Below are 19,750 nucleotides of genomic sequence, written 5' to 3'. Positions count from 1 at the left end.
TCTTGCTTACTTAAAAAGAAAGAGGCCACTGTGGTGGCCTCTTTCTTTTTAAGTAAAAATCAATTTCAAATAATCACTTAGTTCACGATTACAACTTTTCGGCTAATCGTCCTGTCCGGGGATGTCAACACGAGATTATATAATCCTGAGCTAAGATTAAGATCGGAAGAAAGCTTTAACTGCACCACTCCTTTTGAAGTTGCCACAGCTTCCTTTACAAAAACCTTCTTGCCAGTTATGTCAGTAAGGCTTAACCGGGTGGACTCTCCTGGTGATAGTTGCGTAACATAAATACCCATATCTCCATTGTTCGGATTCGGGAATACTTCAAACATGCCGGCGAAGTTATCATTTTTTGCCACTCCCAGCACATTGCTGCCACAATAGCTTCCGTTGCCGCTGTTATAGCTGGCCGCTATTTCGTCCGGAAGTATGGCGCGGTTGTATACTTTCAGTTCATCCAGATCGCCGGCATAGTGGTAGCCATGGTCCAGTTGCATGTAGCCAATATTAACCGCCGACTGCCCTTCAAAGCCTTTTACATAATAGTACTCGACATCCTCCAGCAACACACCATCCACATATAGTTTACTTCTTCTGTTGCTGCCATCCCTCACAGCGGTAATCTGGTGCCATTTGCCGTCCGTTAAACTAGGCCCGCGATTGCCGAGAAAAATACCAACATGGTCAACATCGCGTAGCATGAACATAGCCTGCCCATCAGTATTTAGCCCAACCCACCAGTGCATGCGGCTGTTTATGGCATTCCTTCCGATAATAACAGAGTTGGTATTGCTCTTGGTACTGCTTTTCATCCAGAAACTGATCGTAAAGTTCACATCCTTACCCCAGTTAAAGTTGGCAACATTGGCAACATTCAGACCTGTGCCAGTGGCTGCAAACTTTTGTGCCTCATTAAACATGCCTTTCACATTTTCAGGACATGTTTCGCAGGAGGCGGTAACAGAGGAGGCAAAGTCACGGTACTTGCCAGTGGTTTCAGAGTCCAGGCCAAAGTAATGCACCAGGCCAGGCGAACAGTTGGGCAGTTCTACCTGGTTGGTACCGCCCACGGTTATACTTATCGGGTCTGATATTTCGATGTGACCCTCGTTGTCAAAAGCCTTGGCCGTAATGCTGTAACTTCCCGCAGAGGTGTTTGTCCAGGTAAAGTCGTAGGGAGAAGTATGGGCTGTGCCTATTATACTGCTGCCCTGAAAATACTCTACACGGTTCCACACCCGTGAAGGGTCCATAAACTTGACTTTGAGCGGAATGTGTGCCCCAACCTCATAGGTACTGTTATTGGATGGAGAGGTGATGGTTACGGACCTGATCACATTGCCATTGCAATCCGGGTATAGGTCCACGTAATCAGTAGAGGACAATCCGCCGGCATCCGTAACCTTCAGGTTGATCCTGTAAAAGTATGTTTCGCTGTCGCAACCGATCGGGGTTATAGTGGTGGTTGTCTGTGGTTTGTTATCTATTGGCTCCGGGTGTATGTGGGTGTTGTGATGCAGCACAGTCTGCCACTCATAGGTCAGTTGGGTGGCGCTGTGCTCGTTATCCGTTACGTCTGCCCTGAGTTCATACACCGTTTTATCGGCTAAAGGATATTTTGTTCCCTCGGCTGGGCTTGTGATGTTTACAACCGGTGGGGTATTGTTAACAGAGATGGTTAAACTGGCTACAGAGCTTAATCCTTCCGAGTCAATCACCTTCAGTTTCACATTAAAATGCTGCCCTACCTGTGCCGAAGTATAAGTATGCGTTGGGTTTACAGCGTTTGAGATGGCCGAGCCATCCCCAAAATCCCACTCATATGTTAAGGCCTGCCCTTCCGCGTCAGACGACTGTGCCGCACTGAACTGTACGGTAAGCGGACTCGATCCATAAAGTTTATCGGCTTCCGCTACGGCTTTAGGAGGAGTGTTGCCGTCGTAATAAGATACTTTCTTGATCTGGGTAGCATAATTGATGTAGTATAAACCACCCGAAACAGGATTCGTGGTCAGAGCTACCACATTGGCATCTGAACTGATAAAGTTTCTGACGGCCGTTGGGTTATCAGCGCCATCAAAAGAAGCGTTGCGTATCCAGCCGGCACCATAGTCGCCAAAGAAGTAGGTGTTTTTATACTCTGCCGGAAAATCATCGCCTGTGTACCAAACCCCTCCAGTAGAAGAGCTGCCGTAAAACTGCGGCCCGGTTACCGGCGACCCTGAAGCCCCGATTTTTACTGTAGCTGCATTTTCACCGTCAAACGTACCGGTTCTGGCATTCGGCTGCGGCTCTACGCCGTTCCTAACAATGTCGTTTACCCAGTCTATGGCAGGGCGGGCATGCACAAAGGTTGGAATGCTGGATGGAATAGGTGTAGTATACAAACAGGGGTTTCCGAAGTATGGGGCCTCTGTTTTTTTAGGCTGAGCTAACAAAAACTGGAAATTTATGTACTGCTGCATGCAATTGCCTTGTCCGTACAAAGGATTTGGCGCAAACGGGTTGGCCACCCCGGTATTTATATAGTATACCTGCGACTCGAGCCCCTCATACATAGGCCAGCCGAAGTTCATGCCTTTTTGGGTAACCACATTCACTTCTTCCCAGTCCTGCCACCCGGAATCGCCTACATAAATAACCCCAGGGAAATTTGAGCTGCCGCTACCCGGCCTCACCGTAAATCGGAAAGGATTTCGCAGGCCAAGTGCCCATACTTTAGACTCGTGCGCATTTGGATTGGACGATTTGTAAAACGGGTTTGACGGCAAACCTGCCCCTGTGTTAGGATCGATGCGGAGAATTTTACCGCTCAGTGACTGGACTTGCTGTGACCTGAAAGCGCCCACGTCTTCTTTGGGAGTAAGTATGCCATCCTGCAATGCTTGTGGCACATACGTATCGTTCGGTTGGTTTGGGTCGTAGCCTTTATCGAGCCAGCCAGCAGTTGCTGCGTCGCCTGTCGAGATCAACAGTGAACCATCCTCCCCGAACATAAGCGTACCAACCCCATGCGATTCATAAGTGACCGGGATGCCGGTTGCCGGTGTTTCTCCAAGCAGCACCTTTCTGGAGTTCATGTCGGCTGTTTTTCGGTTTGGTGCAGTATAGCGTGTTACCCTGCCAATGGTGGCGTCAAAGTAGTCATCTGTGCTTCTGTTGTAGCTGCCTTTGCCAAAGTGCATTAAGTGGTGCCTGTCTACTACATAAAGCAGGTAAAAATGCCCGTTGCTCTCGAAGTTCGGATCCAGGGCAAAACCCAGCAAACCGTGGTCTCCCCAGTTGCCTACCTCATCACTGATGTCGATGAGTGGGTTGGGCAGCTTCTGCCCGTTCTCGACAAGCCATACTTTTCCGGCTTTCTCCCAAACAAACAGGGTATTGCCGTCTTTAGAAAAGGTTAGCCCCACGGCAGCATTCCAGTCGCTGCCAATCTGCTCCTCTACAAAGCCACTTGGTTGTGCAAGAGCAAATTGCCCGCACACTAAAAAGCAGACAAAAAACACAAATCGCTTTAGTAAAGAACTAGTATAGTATGATTTTGAGTCTGTCGGGGGATAATGATGGCTAAAGTATGGCGCAATATTGCCCCACGCTTTGTATAGTTTCATCATAGCGAATTAATTAAAGATGGATGGCACATGCCGTGTACCAGGTTAGATTTTTTCGTTGGAAGACCTGTGTAATCTATTCAGGATGATTCACATTGGAGTATATCTATTGTTTGATATTATACTACGCATTTATACGCAGCATGTTATAGCAAAATATACTTATACAATTGGATATTAAACGGATTATATTATCGGCTGCTACAAGTTTATTCTTAGCGTGTGATCACCAGCTTCCGGCTTATGGTTTTCTTAGACGTGACTACCGACACATTATAGATACCGGACGCAAAATTACTGGTGACAGGGATGCTGAATGAAAGGCTGCCATTGGGCTCTGTTACAAGGTTTTCTTGGGCCAGCACCCTGCCGCGGGCATCGGATATGACCACCGTTACCTGCTCCTCCTTTTGTAGGTTGGTAATATCAACAGATACCTCCTTTTCAATGGTGGTTGGGTTTGGATAAAGTATAAACGTGGAAGCGGTAGGGCCGCCATACTCCAGGTACACGATGTTTGAGTAAGTGAAAGCACCATTTACCTTGGTGATCTTCAGGCGATAGTATCCTTTGTCAGGAAGTGGCTCTGTATCGGTATACTTGTAGTCTATCCGCACATTGCTGTTGCCATTTGCCTGCACCACCCCTATTTTTTCAAAGTTCTCTCCATTCTCGGAACGCTCCACCTCAAAAGTTTTCAGGTCAGCCTCGGCAGCGGTGGCCCAATCCAGGTATACGCTTCCGTTTCGGTATTCGCCTTTAAAAACTATCAGCTCGGTAATCGCATCATATATTTCCTGGTAGCGCCGCTTGATTTCATATGCTGTAAGCACACGTCCAAACAGTTTTACCTCATCCAGTAAGCCTTCGTAATGGTAACCGTTGCCAGAGTCTATGAATCCCATGGTAACCGGCGACACGCTTTCAAAGCCATACTTGTGCTTGAATGATCCGGATGCACGAGGCTCGCCATCCACGTAAAGCGTTGTGGCCCCGGAGGCTCCGTTGCGCACAGCCACGATCTGATGCCACTTTCCATCGTTCAGCACCGGCCCGCTGTTGCCCACGTATGTGCCTTCGTACATGTAATCCAGCATCTGGAAACCGGCCTGCCCTTTGCCGTCTACCCCTACCCACCAATGCACGTTTGACTCCAGCGCGTTTCTGCCCAGCAGCACCCTGTTACCGGCAGTGCTGGCCGTGGTTCGCATCCAGAGCTCAATGCTGAAACTAGCATCAGGTGCCCAGTTAAAGTTACGCCCCTGGTCTACGATCAGCCTGTCGTTTTTACCGTCGAACTGCTGCGCACCCGAAACGGCCCCATTCACTGGCTTTGGTTTCTGGTCGTCTACAGTAGTTGCATCAAAGGGGGTATAAAAATCTTTGTAGCGCAGTCCGCTTGTTTCATTCAGCATCCAGTGGTGTATCAGGGCCGCGTCTTCCCCGTTGCCTTTTTTAACCTCTATCTTGTAAGCCTGGGTAGCCTCCCCAACACTGTTAGATGCTTTTACAACCACATCAAAGGTACCGGTTGCGCCTGGCGTCCAGCGCACCACGCCTGTGCTGCCATTAATCGTAAGGCCTGCCGGTCCCGACACAAGGCTATAGGTTGGGGCTGGTTTTCCGGTTGCGTTTACGTCATAAGTATAATTCTGTCCCACTACCCCGAACACTACCGGCTCCGACATGATGGTTGGCTTCACAAGCTCCGGACCACAATAACTGCCCATTCCGTTGTTATACCTGCCCCTGACCTCATTTTCGGCCAATGCCCTGTTGTATACCATCAGCTCGTCAAGCTTGCCGTTGTAGCGGTACCTGTTGTCCAGGTCCAGGTAGCCAATATTTACCGGCGAAATGCTCTCAAAATTATCAGTGTAATCAAACTCAAAATCGCCTACTGCATAGCCATCTAGGTAAAGCTTGTTCCGGCGAACCCGGCCATCCCTTACCACCACAATGTGATGCCACCTTCCATCGTTTACCTTCGGCCCTTTTCCGCCAATAAAAAAGCCGGTGTTTTTTCTATCACGTAACTCAAACACGGCATAACCATTCACATCCACCCCTACCCACCAGATCATCCTGGAATCTGTAGCGACGCGGCCGATCATGACCCGGTTGTTTGCAGCACTACCAGAAACCTGCATCCACATTTCTATGGTAAAGTCACTGTTGGGTCCCCATTCAAAATTGGCTACGGAGGTCAGGTTCAATCCGTCGTCTTTCCCATCGAACTGTTGTGCGCCGGCAAACAGCCCCTGGGTTGGAACGGGGCAGTTGCTGCAGTTAGCCGTTACAGGCGACACGTGATCCTTGAATGCAGTGGATGCAGTAGCTTCGTCGAAACCAAAATAATGCACAAGCCCACCCGGACATTGCCCGGCGGTTTGCGCCTTGGCAACCTGGCTGCTAAAACTTAGCGTGGAAAGTATAAACAGGACGAGGGTAAAGGCAAGATACTTTGAACATGTATAAAGGCCTCCTGCTAACGAATGCCCGTACTGATTACCCTTTCTGAATGCATTGTATAGATATATCATGGGTAAGAAAGACTTATTTGAAGTTTGAGCCCAGCAGGCAAAACACACAAAGACACACCGTAATTGTGCTGTAAGCGTAATCTGGATAACAAACGGTAACGGTAACGCCAGGGCACCTGACCCGGGCAACAGAATTAGATTATTAGAATTTAGTTATATTACGTTGATTCAAAGGGTTGGTTCTATACTTTAACTTAAAGTATCCGGAGCCACCACAAGCCTGTTCACCTTCCTTTTAAACAGGCAATAACTCACAGATTATCAACGTTATTCAATATTCTTCCCTCACGATAAAGTATAGCTCCTCACAGTTACCAAAGGCCCGGTTGCTGGCTGGCAGAATCCTGTTTTATTTTGCGTAAGGTATAGCTTAGTGCAATTTCATTGGTTACCTTATTCATGTACCTGGCATCGGCCACAGGCGACTCATAAGTATAATGTATGCCCAGCTGATTGATCCTGAGCCCCCCGAGTATGCTGTATGCAGTATTGTTCCGGTAGCCGCCTCCTACCCAAAACATGTTACGGTACACCGCTTTCAGCTGCCCTTCCAACATGCTGTCATACTTTGTGTCGTACTGATAATTACCGCTCAGCACTACTCCGATGTCCGACGAAACAAGTGTCCGGAAACCTGCCTGTACCATATGCCTTCTTGTATAAAGATCGTTCAGATAATCGTCTCCGGTGGTAAGCAGTTTGCCTTTGGAGGCATTTTGCAGCGCATACCCAACATAGAATTTCGCCGCCGAAAGGGCCAGGCCAACATCCAGGTCGGCTTTACCCATGCGGTTACGCCGCCCCAGCACGTTAGCGTAGCGTGGGTCGTTTTCCTGGTCCACCGTCAGGCTGTTGCCATCTAACTGCTGTTGCTTGTACGTTAAGGCAGCCCCCCAGCGCAGGCTAAGTGTTTCCGACACCCGGATGCCTGCACCGTAGCTCAATGCCAGGCCCGTTTCCTTGGATGGCCCAAACCTGTCGTGCATCACCGAAATCCCGATAGCATGCCTGGCGCTTATACTTTTCAGGTAGTCTTCGCTGTCTTGTTTGCCAAACTGGTAGCCTTTTCCATGTTTCAGGCTTTTCAGGTCCAGCTCGGCGGTGGCGAGCAGTGTTTTGGGCGCATCCTTAAACCCAGTCCATTGGTTACGGTACAGGGTTTTGACTGCTGCCCCGTTAAACCCTGTAAGGGACGGGTTGTAATACTGCTGAAACTGCGAAAAGCTGCCCAACTGCCTGTGATGCTGCGCCTGCACTGTAAAATTCAAAAGCAAAACACAGCAGTATATAAGTATAAATCGTTGCATACCAGTTTATTTAAGAACCGTAACTACCCCTTTCTGCACATGCCCCAGGTCGTTTATCCTGATAATGTAGAAGTATGAATCCTGCAGCACCTGCCCGGAGTTACTTCTGCCGTCCCAGCCTTCCTCAGGGTTTTCTGTATGGAACACCCTTATGCCAGCACGGTCAAAAATTTCCACTTCCACGTTGTTGTAGTACCTTAGCTCTGGAACCACCCAGGTGTCGTTTATTCCGTCACCATCCGGCGAGAAAGCGTTCACAAGTTTGATATCTGGCTTATCGAAAGGTGTTTTGGTAAGTATAAACTCCCTCTCGATCTTGTTCTGATAGGCATCCATACTTCGCACCCTGATCGTGAATTTTGTTTTGCCTGACAGGCCATTATTTGTTTTCAGGTGCAGATTATTGCTGTTCAGGATTTCGAACAGGTTGTTGTCCGTGCCTCCAGGGCCGGCTACCAGACTGTATGTAAATTCGGTGTCATCGGGATCGGTGGTGGAAAATGTTCCGATCACCTCCGTCGGCAGGATATTTGGCTTAAAGGTATCAGTGCTAAGTGAGATTGCCGTAGGTGCTTTGTTTGGCTCCACCTCCACCGTTATACTTGCCGTAAGCTTGCCCGTGTTTGATGTTTTCGGGGATAGCGTCAGGATGCCCTTGAGCGTGTACACCCCTGGTCTTTGTGCATTGTAATCGCCTTGCTGCCAGCTAACTTTTATACTTTCCTGCTCTTGGGTGGCATAGGTTACAGACACCTGCTCAGGCAGCGGCACTTTGTTAAAGGCAGTGTTAAAAGGCACTTTTATACTTGCCAGGGCTTCTACTGACACAATGTTTTTGGTGAGTTTTTCTGCCTGGGCGGTTACGACTGTGCCTTTGTTACCGGCCTCATCCACCAAATAAAATGAAACTGTCAATGTCCCGTCTGCTAAGTCAGACAGGTCGATGCCCGCTATCATGAAGCCAGATGTTGCAACCACAGCGGTGCCGCTTACCTGTTCGGTGCCGTTGTTGCTGGCAATGGTATAAAAGTATGTCGCGCCCACTTCTGCGCCTGTCACCTGCAAACTCACGGATGTTTGGTTGCTTACATCTACCTTCTGAACCCCAAACGCCACACTATACTTATCCGGCGCTATGACATCGTAACGCATACGCAGCAGGTTAGACGCGGTATTGCCGTTTGTGGCAGCATCATGTACTTTGTCAGCAGGCACCTGCACTGTTACTTCTCCATCCTGAGCCGGGGTAACCACGAAAGTAAACTCCAGGTCGTTAATCTTTTGCAGCCCGGAGGCTGTAGCGTTGCTCAGAGCCAGGGCGTTCAGACTAAGGTCGGTTACAGCCTCAGAGAGTTCTAGCTTAACTGTGAATGGTTTGTTAACAGCCTGGTTTGATGCGGTGCTCAGTACAATTCCCGGCCTGAGGTTATCGAATTGCAATACTAGCTCGTTTGAGGCGATGCTGGGATTGCCTGCCATATCTGCCGCTGCGCCTGCACCCACCAACACACGCACCTCGCCATTAGCTGCAGGGCTTATGTTAAAAGTATACTTCTTGTCAGTTTCCTTCTTCAATTGCGCCGCCGATCCGTTGCTAACTACAATATCTGCCAAGTCAAATCCTGTTACAGCTTCACTGAATACCACTTCCACGGCAAACGGTTGATTGGTTGGGCTTGGGGCTGATGTGCTAAGAACTACGCCGGGTTGCTGCACATCGTACAATCGCTTAAACACTTCCGACGCCACATTTCCGTTTCCGGCTGCATCAAAAGCCTTGCCTGCAGCCACACGTATACTTACCTCCCCATCTGCCACCGGCCATACCAATAAAGTATAGTTTTTGGTATCCAGCGCTTTAAACTCAGACAGGGTGGCATTTACCGGAGTAACATCCTGCAGTTCAAAACCGGTAACTTCTTCGGTAAATGTCAGGGTAACTGTAAACGGCTCTTTGGTAATGGCCGGTGCCACCGAATTTATACTTATCTGCGGCGGCGTGCCATCAAACGTTAATTCAAGTGTTTCAGAGGCTGTGTTCTGGTTACCTGCCAGGTCTGTAACTTTTCCTTTTGCCAGGCTCAGCTTAACCAGGCCATCCGCAGCAGGGTTCACAGTTACCTTGTAAGCTGTGCTGTTTATACTTTGCAGGTTAGTCAGGTTTCCGTTTGTAGCTGTAAAATCCGATAGTGCAAGCCCGTACACCTGTTCGGTAAAAGTAACCGTTACCTCAAACGGGGCATTTACCGGAGAGGCCTGAGAAGTAGAAAGCACTACATCCGGTGGGGTCAGGTCTATTGTAACCGGAAAAGCCGCGCTGGCATTTCCCTTGTTGCCCGCCCTGTCGGTTGCGGTGGCGGTAAAAGTATAAGTTCCTTCTGACAATGCGCTGGAAGTATGATCCAGTTCCCAGTTACCTGCGGCATTGGCTGTGGTCTGCCCAAGTCTGTTTCCGGATTCAAATAGTTCTACTGTGGCAAATGCCTCGGCGGTTCCCTTAAAGAGAAGGGAATTATCTGCTGTAACTTCATCATCGGGCAAAGGCCCTAAATCCTCGCTTACGCTTAGCAATAGCGGGGCAGCCGGTGCCTGGGTGTCTACGGTCCAGGTATAGGTGGCCGGCGTAGCGTCCTTGTTTCCGGCGGCGTCTGTGGCCCTGGCAGACAAAGTATAAGTTCCGTCGTTGAGATTATCTAAAGTATAAGTATTGCCGACAGCAGCCACATACGCACCTCCGTTCAGGCTTGCCTCAAAACTAACGCCGGCTTCGTTGCTGGTAAATGTAAACTGGGCAGTGGTTTTGTTTGTGAGGATGTCCGGTTTGGTGGCAATTGTGGTTTCTGGTGCCTGCGTATCTATGGTAAACTGGCGTGTATTGCTGGAGTTCCCTGTGTTTCCGGCCTCATCTGTGGCTTTTGCTGTGATCTGCTGTACTCCTTCGGGCAGGCTGGCAGTGGGTGTAAAGGTCCAGTTGCCATTGGCCCCGGCCTTGGTTGTGCCCAGCTGTGTCCCTTTGTTGAGAACCGTTACTGTTGCATCAGCCTCCGCAGTGCCCGAAAGAGCTGGTTTGTTGTTGTTTAGCAGTACGCCTTCGGCCGGGTTTAGCACTATAGGGGCAGCTGGTGCCTGTGTGTCCACTGTCCAGGTATAAGTAGCTGGGCTTTCATCTATGTTCCCGGCAGCATCTTTGGCTTTAACTTCTATAGTGTGCGGCCCATCCGTCAGTCCGGTGCTGGTATAGGGGTTGGGTACTTCGGCAAAGGCGCCGCCATCTATACTTGCCAGGTAAACTACGTTACTCTCGTTACTGCCAAAGCTGAATGTGGCCGAAGTGCTGTTGGTTAGAGCGGCTGGCTTGGTAAGTATAGTGGTTTCAGGCGCTTCAGTATCTGGCGGGCTAACCGGCTGCACATTCAGCAGCTTGTCCAGCTCCGCAAACCAAACCGGTGCCATTTTATCGTAGCCAGGCTGGGTTGGGTGCAACGGGTCGGACATGTCGCCACCGTCTGAGGCCCATTTATAGATAATGCCCGCCCCATCCTGCATGTCCACCAGTAACAGGTTGTCGCCGTTGGCCCTGCGGTTCTGGGCCATGGTAGTCATCTTAGAGTTGTAAATGAGCGTGGCCTCTGCCTCCGTAGGAGTATAACAATTGTAGCTGTACACGAACACGTCGTTGTAGCAAACACGCTTGATGATCTTAGCCAGGATAACGGTTACATCCTTGCCAGAAGAAGCTTCATACTTGTCGATCTCGTTCAGCAGCCCTTCCAGCCTCGTGATAGCAGCATCGGAGCCGTCGGCATCGTTCGTGCCGATGTGCAAAAGTATAACATCGGGCTGGTACTCCTGCAGGTAAGTTAAGCCCTGTGAATTGGTGGTGCCCCCATAGCTTCTGTTGCGGAGCAGATCAGAAATATTCTGAATGGTGGCCCCGCCAAACCCGGCATGGTCAATATCAGTGGTCAGACTGGCGCCAGAGCGCTGGCTTCCCACAAAATCATACTTGCCCCTGGATACCGTGCCATCCAGCAGCTGCGCCAGCCTGGCCCTGTATGAAGCTTTCAGATTAGCATCCGTTTCGGCGCGTCCTCCTTCCGTGTTGGAATCGCCGAGTGGCATTATCCGGTATACTTTGCCTGCAGGGTTTGTGGTGGCACTTACTACAGCGCTGTAGCTAAAGTCGTTTCCGGTGCCAAGCGCTTTTAGCCTGTAGTATACCTTCTGGCTATAGTATAGACCTGTATGCCTGTAACTGCGCACCGAGGGGCCAAAAGAACTGTGCTTCACGAAAGTTGCCGGCAGCCCCGTGTTCGAAACCTCCAGCTCATAGCCAGAGGCACCGCTTACCGGCGTCCAGGTTAGCCAGTTGGCACCAACCAACGAAGGCCTGGCCTGTAGCTGCGGCGCATCAAGCAGATACTTAGAAGTATAACTTTTTAAGGAGGTCGTATTTATAGCTATGGCTGCAAAAGGTGGCAGGCACAGCAGGAGTAGCAGAAGTAATGGGTGCTTACACCTCTGCAGGAAAATGTTTTGCATACTTACAGTTTGTTCAGGTTAGATAGCAAGCCCCCTCCTTAACGCAACTCAAAGTATAAGGTTATATAGAAATATTATCCACAACATGGTAAAGTTCAAAAACTACCGGTTATTGTATTGTCTATAAAACATTAATACACCGTATAATCCATTTATAACAGTGTTTCTATATACACGCAAAAAAATATTTGTGAAAACATCGAACCTTTTTACCCAGAATCTATATAAATGAATATTAGCAAAACTCTTTGCTGCACTGCGGTTCACGTTGGGCTTCCCGTGTTGAGATTACAGGCTGGAGCTGTTGATTTGATGTTTGATTGTGAAATGCACCCTTAACGAACTTATTTTATATGCTGTTTAACTCTACTGAATTCTTTATTTTCTTTCCGGTAGTAGTTACCCTCTACTTTCTAACCTCACCCAACCGCAGGTGGCTGATCCTATTATTGGCCAGCTATTACTTCTATGCCTCCTGGAAACCAGCCTACACGATCATACTTATAGTTTCTACCCTAGTAGATTATTTCTGCAGCAAAGCGATGGGCAGGGTTCCGGACGAGGAAAAGCAGAAACGCAGACCATACCTTTACATGAGCCTTGCCTCTAACCTGGGCATCCTGCTGCTGTTTAAGTACTACAACTTCTTTAACGACAGTGCCGCCGGCATCGCCAATGCCCTGAACATGGGTTATGCCATGCCGGCCTTTGAGTTGCTGTTGCCCATGGGCATTTCCTTCTATACTTTCCAGACCATGAGTTATAGTATAGATGTGTACCATGGCAGAATTAAACCAGAGAAACACCTGGGCATATTTGCGCTTTTCGTAACGTTTTTTCCGCAGTTGGTGGCTGGCCCCATCGAGCGTGCGGGCAATTTGCTGGGCCAGCTGCACCAGAGCCACGACTTTAACTATAACCGCGTGGTGGCCGGCCTCCGGCGCATGGCCTGGGGTTTCTTCAAGAAAATTGTGATCGCTGACAACCTGGCCCTGATGGTGAACCAGGTATATAACAACCCAACTGATTTTGACGGCATTTCTTTTGCCATTGCAACCGTGTTTTTTGCCTTCCAGATCTACTGCGACTTCTCTGGCTATTCCGATATAGCCATTGGTGCCGCACAGGTAATGGGGTTCCGGCTGATGGAGAACTTCCGCAGCCCATACTTTTCCAAGTCTATCTCGGAGTTCTGGAGCCGCTGGCACATTTCCCTCTCCACCTGGTTCCGCGATTACCTGTATATTCCGCTGGGTGGCAACCGGGTAATAAAATGGCGCTGGTACTATAACCTGTTTATCACGTTTATGGTAAGTGGCCTCTGGCACGGTGCCAACTGGACCTTCGTGATCTGGGGTGCCCTGCACGGTATTTACCTGATATTTGCCATCGTTACGGCCAAGCAGCGGGAGGCACTGGCACAGGCAACCGGTCTGGCAAAACATCCGCAGCTTCTTAAATGGACACAGGTGCTCACAGTGTTTGGCCTGGTGTGCTTTTCCTGGATCTTCTTCAGGGCCAACTCACTTGCCGATGCCTTGTACATCATCACGAACATGGTAACAGGATTAAGCAACGTTGGGGAGGCACTAACCCAGAACATTTACCACACCGTGTTTATGGACCAGGGACTTAAGGTATTTGCTGTTTCTGTGTTGTCGATCATGCTTCTGGAGCTCGTGCACCTGATACAGCGCAACGGCAGCGTGTCGCAGCTGATCATGCAACGCCCTGCCTGGGTTCGCTGGAGTGTGTATTACCTGGCTATTATTACGGTGCTGCTTTTCGGGCAATTTGGCAATCAGGAGTTTATTTACTTTCAGTTTTAGCGCATGAAGAGTATGATGAACAGAGGAGTTAAGAGATTGTTAGGGAAGCTGCTATTGCTGGCATTGCCATTTATACTTTGGCCTTTGGTAGAGGTGCTGTTCCTGCCGATGAACTTCTTTACATTCAGAATTTGGGAAACCGTTTCTGTGAACAGCATGCGTGTGATGTCGGGGCCTTTTTACCCAAACATACATATGAAAATGGAAGAAGAGGGCGAACTGGCACCACATACACCTTATGCCGAGAAACGTGTGGTGGAGTGGTACACGGATGCTTACGGCTACCGCAACCGCGACACCAAATGCGATGTGCTGCTGATAGGCGACTCTAATATAACCGGTGCCAAACTGTCGCAGGAAGAAACGCTGGCCGAAGTGCTGGAGCGCCAACTTGGTAAAGACGTGTACTCGTTTGCACCGGCTACTATGAACCGATTTCTGGCAACAGACCGCTTCCAGGAAAACCCTCCGGAACTGGTTATTGTGTCTAGCATTGAGCGTAGGATACTGGAGCTGCCTCCTGTAGGCGATAACGGCTTTAACTCTAAGCTTCGCAACCTGTCGGGTAACATCATCAACTCCTCCCCTCCGCTTACATGGCTGGCAGTAACCGCGGACAGAGTCTCTAAACTTGGTTTGTACCACCGAACGCTGGCAAGTATAGAACGAGCCTTTGGCAGGAAAGAATACATCAGCTACGACAACGAGTTTTTTATTGAAGGCGACACAGCCAACCGCACTTACAGCGAGGAAGAAATAAAGTATGTGGCTGATGTGCTGGAAGGATATAAAACAGCATTGGAAGAGCGTGGCATACGCTTTTTGTTTATGCCGATACCGAACAAAGAAAACATTTACTACCAGTTGCTGCCCTCGAAAAAGAAACCTGATTTCTTGCCGAGATTAATGGCAGAGCTGCGCAGACGCCGTGTAGACGCAGTAGACCTGCAGTCTGACTTCGAAAAACTGTACCAGCACAAGAACGTGCCGCTTTACCCTGCCGATGATGCCCATTGGAACCATGTAGCCGTAAAGGTGGCTGCCAACCTTGTGACATCCCGTTTACAGACAGATGGCCCAAACCAGAATAAGGACCCGAACCTTCTAGTAAAATATTATGATTAAATGACACTGAACTCTAACCAAAGCAAATTACCATAGTATATAAAAAGTATATAAATCAGACTCACTCTCATGGATATAAAAACCTTTTACCACAAAGGGATCAAACGCTCTAAGAAGATCTTAGGCAGGATAGTCCCGCACAACACGCACTATAAACCTGGAGGCGTTTGCAGCATAAACCTGGAGTATCCAAACCGCAACAACCCGCGTGAGGTTAAGGTGCACAGCGTTTACCCAAATTATGAGACCAGACTGAACATATCGGAAGATCTGTATCATGCATGCTCTGAGTACTGGAAACCAAAGCGCCGGGTATGCACAAACTACATGGTGGTGGAGGTACCCGATGGCAGGGTATATACCGATAACGAGAGCAGTGTGGCCGTTATATCGCGCTATAACCGTGTGGTTGAGAACGTTTCGTTAAGCCTTGTGAGCGGTAAAGTAACAGAGCCCAACCTGAATAATATTTTTGAGCAGCGCTACTTTACCAAACCTGAAAAGTATGATGGCACGGTGTTCTCCATGCTGACCGGAGGGGCTGGTATCAACAACATCAGTCACTGGTTTATTGATGTGTTGCCACGCCTGCACCTGCTGCAGAAAAGCGGTTTATACGATACAGTAGACTGGTTCCTGGTTCCAAGCCTGCGCTATGACTACCAACTGGAAACCCTGGATCTGCTTGGTATCCCGTTATCAAAGGTAATCGAGGGCGATAAGCACCCGCATATTGCAGCCGACTGTGTGATAGCCTCTACTGCGCCAAGGGGGAACCATACTTTAATTCCGGAGTGGATGTGCACCTTCATCAGAGAGTCGTTCCTTCCATTTGCAGAAGAGGATAGTGACCTGATCACGGCCGATACACCTTACCTGTACATCAGCCGCAGCGACTCCAGCATCAGGAACGTGTTAAACGAAAAAGAACTGCAGCAGACGCTTGAGCCTTATGGCTTTAAGACCATAGTTTCAAGCAAACTTAGCATCCGAGACAAAATAAGGCTGTTCTCTAAGGCCAAGACTGTAATGGGCGCAACCGGTGCCGGACTGATCAGTATGTTCTTCTGCAAGCCCGGCACAAAGGTGATCGAGATCTTTAACGAAGGGTTTGTGATCGAGCCGTTCTATGACATCGCCACAAAACTGGACCTTGACTACGAGTACATCATCTGTAAGAACAGACGCAAGGTTAAAAACGCCACCCAAGGCCAGCGTGAGCATCTGTTTGTTGAAACCCAGAAGGTTGAGGAGATCCTGGAGAAGATGGAAAGTGAAAACCAGAAAGCGGCTAACCGGGCAGAAGTCGCATAAAAAAATATAAAAGCTTTTAAAGGCTTGCTTCTGTGGCTAAGGCTCCGGGGGCAAGCCTTTTATTTTGCCCGATGGCAGCCTCATACACCTTCATCAGTTGCCTGTAGTTTACTTCCGGAGTAAAATACTGTTCATAGGTTTTGCGTGCATTACGGCCCAGTTCGTTGGCCAGCACAGGGTGCTGCTCCAGTACCTTTATCTGCTCTACTAGTGCACCTGCCTGTTGCGGCTCAAAATGCAAGCCATTGTAACGATGCTGCACCAGGCTGGCCGCCCCTCCAATTCTGGCTGCCACCACAGGTGTGGCGGTTGCAAATGCCTCTATAATGGTCAGTCCGAATGTCTCCATCCACTCCGATGGAAAAGCCAGTGCTTTTGCCGTTTTAAGAAGCGCCAGTGCATCTTCTCTTTTCCGGAAGCCCAGGTATTCAACTGAGGAGTTTTCTGCTGCATACCTTTCTATTTCGACCCTAAGCGGACCGTCGCCGACGATCTTTAATGGGAATGGCTGTTGCTGATGTGCCTCCAGCAAGGTTCGGATACCCTTCTCGGGGGTAAGCCTGCCTACATACAGGTAAAAATCTGCTCTGTTATCGCTGCCTGTACCTGGGTCTTCGGTGAAGTTTGGCTTTACCATGAGTTGCTCCGGCCTTGGCCTGAGCGAGGAGTTTAAAAAGATATCTGCTGCGCCGGGGGTGAGTACAATAAACCTGGACACTTTGTCGCGCCAGGTGCCCAGTAATTTATGCAGCCCTGTTGCAAGCACAACCGAGGCCGTTTGAAATGCGGAGTTACGGTATACTTTTTTTAGAATTGCCCCAACCGGAAAAGTCTTATTCACATTTTCAAGCTGCACCCTGCCATTATAGTGCAACAAGGCACTGGGGCAGATAAGACGGTAGTTGTGCAACGTCATAACAACCGGCACTTTATACTTATGGCAAACATAAAAAACAGCCGGCGAAACCAACGGAAAGAAATTGTGCACATGCACCACATCAGGTTTAATCGCCTTCAGTTCACGTTCCATGATTCTGGCGCTCCTAACATTATACACCACCCCAAGGGCCGCCTCCAGCTTTTGCCAAATGCTTTTAACATTCTTATTTGAAAACGCCAGTTTCCTTACCTCATGGCCATGCTCCTCCAGCAGGTTTGCCTCCGCATAAAAAACCGTGTCTTCGCCGCCTGCCTCTTTATAATGGTTATGGATAATAAGAATGCGCATGTGTTGCTGTAATCAGGAATATTTTAAAATTGCTTTCTGAAGGTCTTCCGGTGTGCCTATATCCAGGCAACAGTCTTCTTCAAAAAGGACACTTGATGCTTTAAGCCCGTTATCGATTGCGGCTTGCAGCACATGGCCTATAGTTAACTCTGAAGTAATGCCTTCCGGTCCTTCTAAGGCTTGCAGCAGATGACTGTGCATAAAGGCCGTAAACTCCGGTGACCAGCAGGCAAAGGCCCAGGCATGGCCGGAACTGTTTTCATGTGGCTTTGGATGTACTCGTTTTATACTTCCATCTGTTTGCAGGTCCACTGCATCCCACTTCCCGGGGTTGTCAGTCTCAAAAATACCCAGTACTATTGCTGCACCTGTTTCTTTTTGCTTTTGAACCAGCTTTTCAAAAGCATGCGGCGCATCAAGCAGTATATCCGGGAAACCAAACAGTACCAGTCTGTCCTTCACAAATGCGTAAGCCTGGTCAGCGGAAAAAGGAGCCCCGTGTGGCAAGCCCATGATCAGGTAAGCTATACTTAGATCAAATTGGCTACCATCACCGAAGTAGGCCGGAATGTCCCATTTTCCCTTACGAAGTATAAAATAAAGCTGCTCAGCGCCTGCTGCTGCCATTTGCTCCACCAGATAAGTGGCCGCGACCTTAGGGTGGCTCATACGTTCACTGCTCTTTTCAAAGCCGATCGGGTATAGCTCCTTACTGCAAGGCAATGGCTGAAGCCTGCTGGCAGTTCCGGCAGCAGGTATAACTCCAACTATTGGCAACGTAGACCTCATCTTAAAATAATCGCGCACCATGTACCTTTTGGCCACGATGCGCGATTGCTATTATTCTTTTTCGGACTATTTTTCTACTGAGGCGGCTGCCTTAGACTTCGCTTCAGTTTTCAAACCAAAATATTCGGCCTGCTCTTCCCGCAGCTTGTCTACCAGCCTTCCCTCCGGCAATATCACATCATCGTACGTCAGCACCTGGTCCTTCGGAATATCATGCTTCAGCACGCAGCCTTCGGCCACGCCAATAGGCAGCAGGTTCTCTTTAGCCGTAGTGTCAGCGTTTTCGCACAGGCCGTAGGTCATGTAGTGGCCAATGCCATCGAGTACCTGTCCGGCCTTAAGGTCTGTTTTAGCGGTTGCCACTACCTCTACATACGGTTTTCCTATCGGGGTAAGGGCAGCATCGTTAAATAATACCGCTCTCGCTACTGTGTTTGGCACCTCAAAATGGCACAAATGGTATGGGGTATAGAACAGGTAAAGCGGCCCCTCTCCTAGTTTGTACAGGTTCAGGTAGTGCTGCTGCGTAGGGTGATCGTGTGTACCCAATACAAACACACCAGGCCCCGGTTCTGCGCCTACCACATAATCCACAATACCTGGTCCGTTGAGTACGTCATCCAGTGGGTACAGATCCATCATGCACTCTTTAAGTGGTGTACCGCTAGGAACTGTTGGTCCATGCATGCCCCTTTTGGCAACGCGCATGCCGGTACCATTTGCTACAATAGCCTGCTCAAACGAGATCTTGCTGCCATCGGCAAACGAAGTTACCATAGACGGGTTCTGTCCCCATTTTTTTGCAAAGCCTTCCTGCGTTGTCGGGTTGCGATAAGGATCGTGGAGGCCTTTGATATTGCCGCACACCACGGGCTTTACGCCAATGCCCTTTACAAATCGGTACAGGTTCATGATAACGCCTGGCTGGTCACCGTCGGCATTCGTGAACACAACTCCGGCCTTGTCAGCGTATACTTTCAGGATCGGCCCTACCGTACCGTCTACCTCCGCGTTCATCATGATGACATGCTTACGGTTTTCGATGGCGCGCAATGCTACGTTTGTACCAAACTCAACAGCACCTGTTACCTCAATAATGGCATCAATACCTTCTGCCTCGCACAACAGCATGGCATCATCGGTAATGCTATACTTGCCTTGTCTGATGTTATCTTCGAGTTGTGCCACCGAGCTTACCTCCTGCACCCCAATAACATCTGCCTCAGTGTAGGCTTGTTTTGCTTTTTCTATTTTACGGTTTGCAATGGCAACCAACTCCATGCCCTGCACAAATTTACAGATCTGCAAGGCTATACCGCGCCCCATAAAACCGGCACCAACCATGGCAACCCTCACCGGGTTGTTTTCGGCGTGGCGTTTTGCAAGGGCATTATCTACTAAGATCATATTATACTTTAGAATATTAGGTTTAAGTAAAGAAAGCTGCCGGCCTATTGCC

General features: G+C 49.1%; 10 protein-coding genes. 3 read left to right on the top strand and 7 right to left on the bottom strand.

Going from position 1 to position 19,750, the window contains the following annotated elements:
- Window positions 1-77: 77 nt before the first annotated feature.
- The 4 genes from AC4BAP_RS15900 to AC4BAP_RS15885 all read right to left on the bottom strand — a co-directional run bounded on the left by AC4BAP_RS15900 (window position 78) and on the right by AC4BAP_RS15885 (window position 12,006).
- Window positions 78-3,617, bottom strand: coding sequence for a PQQ-dependent sugar dehydrogenase (locus AC4BAP_RS15900; protein WP_490583658.1), 3,540 nt, complete (start codon window positions 3,615-3,617; stop codon window positions 78-80).
- A 212-nt stretch (window positions 3,618-3,829) separates the two neighbouring features.
- Entirely contained in the window at window positions 3,830-6,157 is a 2,328-nt protein-coding gene (locus tag AC4BAP_RS15895) for a LamG-like jellyroll fold domain-containing protein (protein ID WP_490583657.1), read from the bottom strand.
- A gap of 311 nt (window positions 6,158-6,468) precedes the next feature.
- On the bottom strand, window positions 6,469-7,464 hold the full coding sequence (locus AC4BAP_RS15890) for a PorP/SprF family type IX secretion system membrane protein (protein WP_490583656.1): 996 nt from the start codon (window positions 7,462-7,464) through the stop codon (window positions 6,469-6,471).
- A 6-nt stretch (window positions 7,465-7,470) separates the two neighbouring features.
- Window positions 7,471-12,006, bottom strand: coding sequence for an Ig-like domain-containing protein (locus tag AC4BAP_RS15885; protein ID WP_490583655.1), 4,536 nt, complete (start codon window positions 12,004-12,006; stop codon window positions 7,471-7,473).
- A 353-nt stretch (window positions 12,007-12,359) separates the two neighbouring features.
- Here AC4BAP_RS15885 and AC4BAP_RS15880 point away from each other — a divergent pair, with 353 nt between their 5' ends.
- The 3 genes from AC4BAP_RS15880 to AC4BAP_RS15870 all read left to right on the top strand — a co-directional run bounded on the left by AC4BAP_RS15880 (window position 12,360) and on the right by AC4BAP_RS15870 (window position 16,274).
- A complete protein-coding gene (locus AC4BAP_RS15880) occupies window positions 12,360-13,835 on the top strand; it encodes an MBOAT family O-acyltransferase (RefSeq protein WP_490583654.1) in 1,476 nt (491 codons plus the stop codon).
- Between the two features lie 12 nt (window positions 13,836-13,847).
- A complete protein-coding gene (locus AC4BAP_RS15875; protein ID WP_490583653.1) occupies window positions 13,848-14,960 on the top strand; it encodes an alginate O-acetyltransferase AlgX-related protein in 1,113 nt (370 codons plus the stop codon).
- A 69-nt stretch (window positions 14,961-15,029) separates the two neighbouring features.
- Window positions 15,030-16,274 (top strand): glycosyltransferase family 61 protein, encoded by a 1,245-nt coding sequence (locus AC4BAP_RS15870; RefSeq protein ID WP_490583652.1) that lies wholly within the window; start codon window positions 15,030-15,032, stop codon window positions 16,272-16,274.
- Between the two features lie 16 nt (window positions 16,275-16,290).
- On the opposite strand, the gene AC4BAP_RS15865 is transcribed toward AC4BAP_RS15870, so the two are convergent.
- Genes AC4BAP_RS15865 through AC4BAP_RS15855 form a run of 3 tightly spaced genes read right to left on the bottom strand, consistent with a single transcriptional unit; the run spans window position 16,291 to window position 19,698 of the window.
- Window positions 16,291-17,502 carry a glycosyltransferase family 4 protein gene (locus tag AC4BAP_RS15865; protein WP_490583651.1) on the bottom strand — a complete coding sequence of 404 codons (1,212 nt, stop codon included), beginning with the start codon at window positions 17,500-17,502 and terminating at the stop codon, window positions 16,291-16,293.
- 12 nt (window positions 17,503-17,514) lie between these two features.
- A complete protein-coding gene (locus AC4BAP_RS15860) occupies window positions 17,515-18,327 on the bottom strand; it encodes a nucleotidyltransferase family protein (RefSeq protein WP_490583650.1) in 813 nt (270 codons plus the stop codon).
- A 30-nt stretch (window positions 18,328-18,357) separates the two neighbouring features.
- Window positions 18,358-19,698, bottom strand: a complete 1,341-nt coding sequence (locus AC4BAP_RS15855; protein WP_490583649.1) for an NAD(P)H-dependent oxidoreductase — start codon at window positions 19,696-19,698, stop codon at window positions 18,358-18,360.
- Between the last annotated feature and the right edge of the window lie 52 nt (window positions 19,699-19,750).

The organism is Pontibacter sp. GD7, assembly GCF_058216375.1.
Note: the sequence above shows the minus strand (reverse complement) of the source record. Positions and strands in the feature narration are given on the sequence as shown.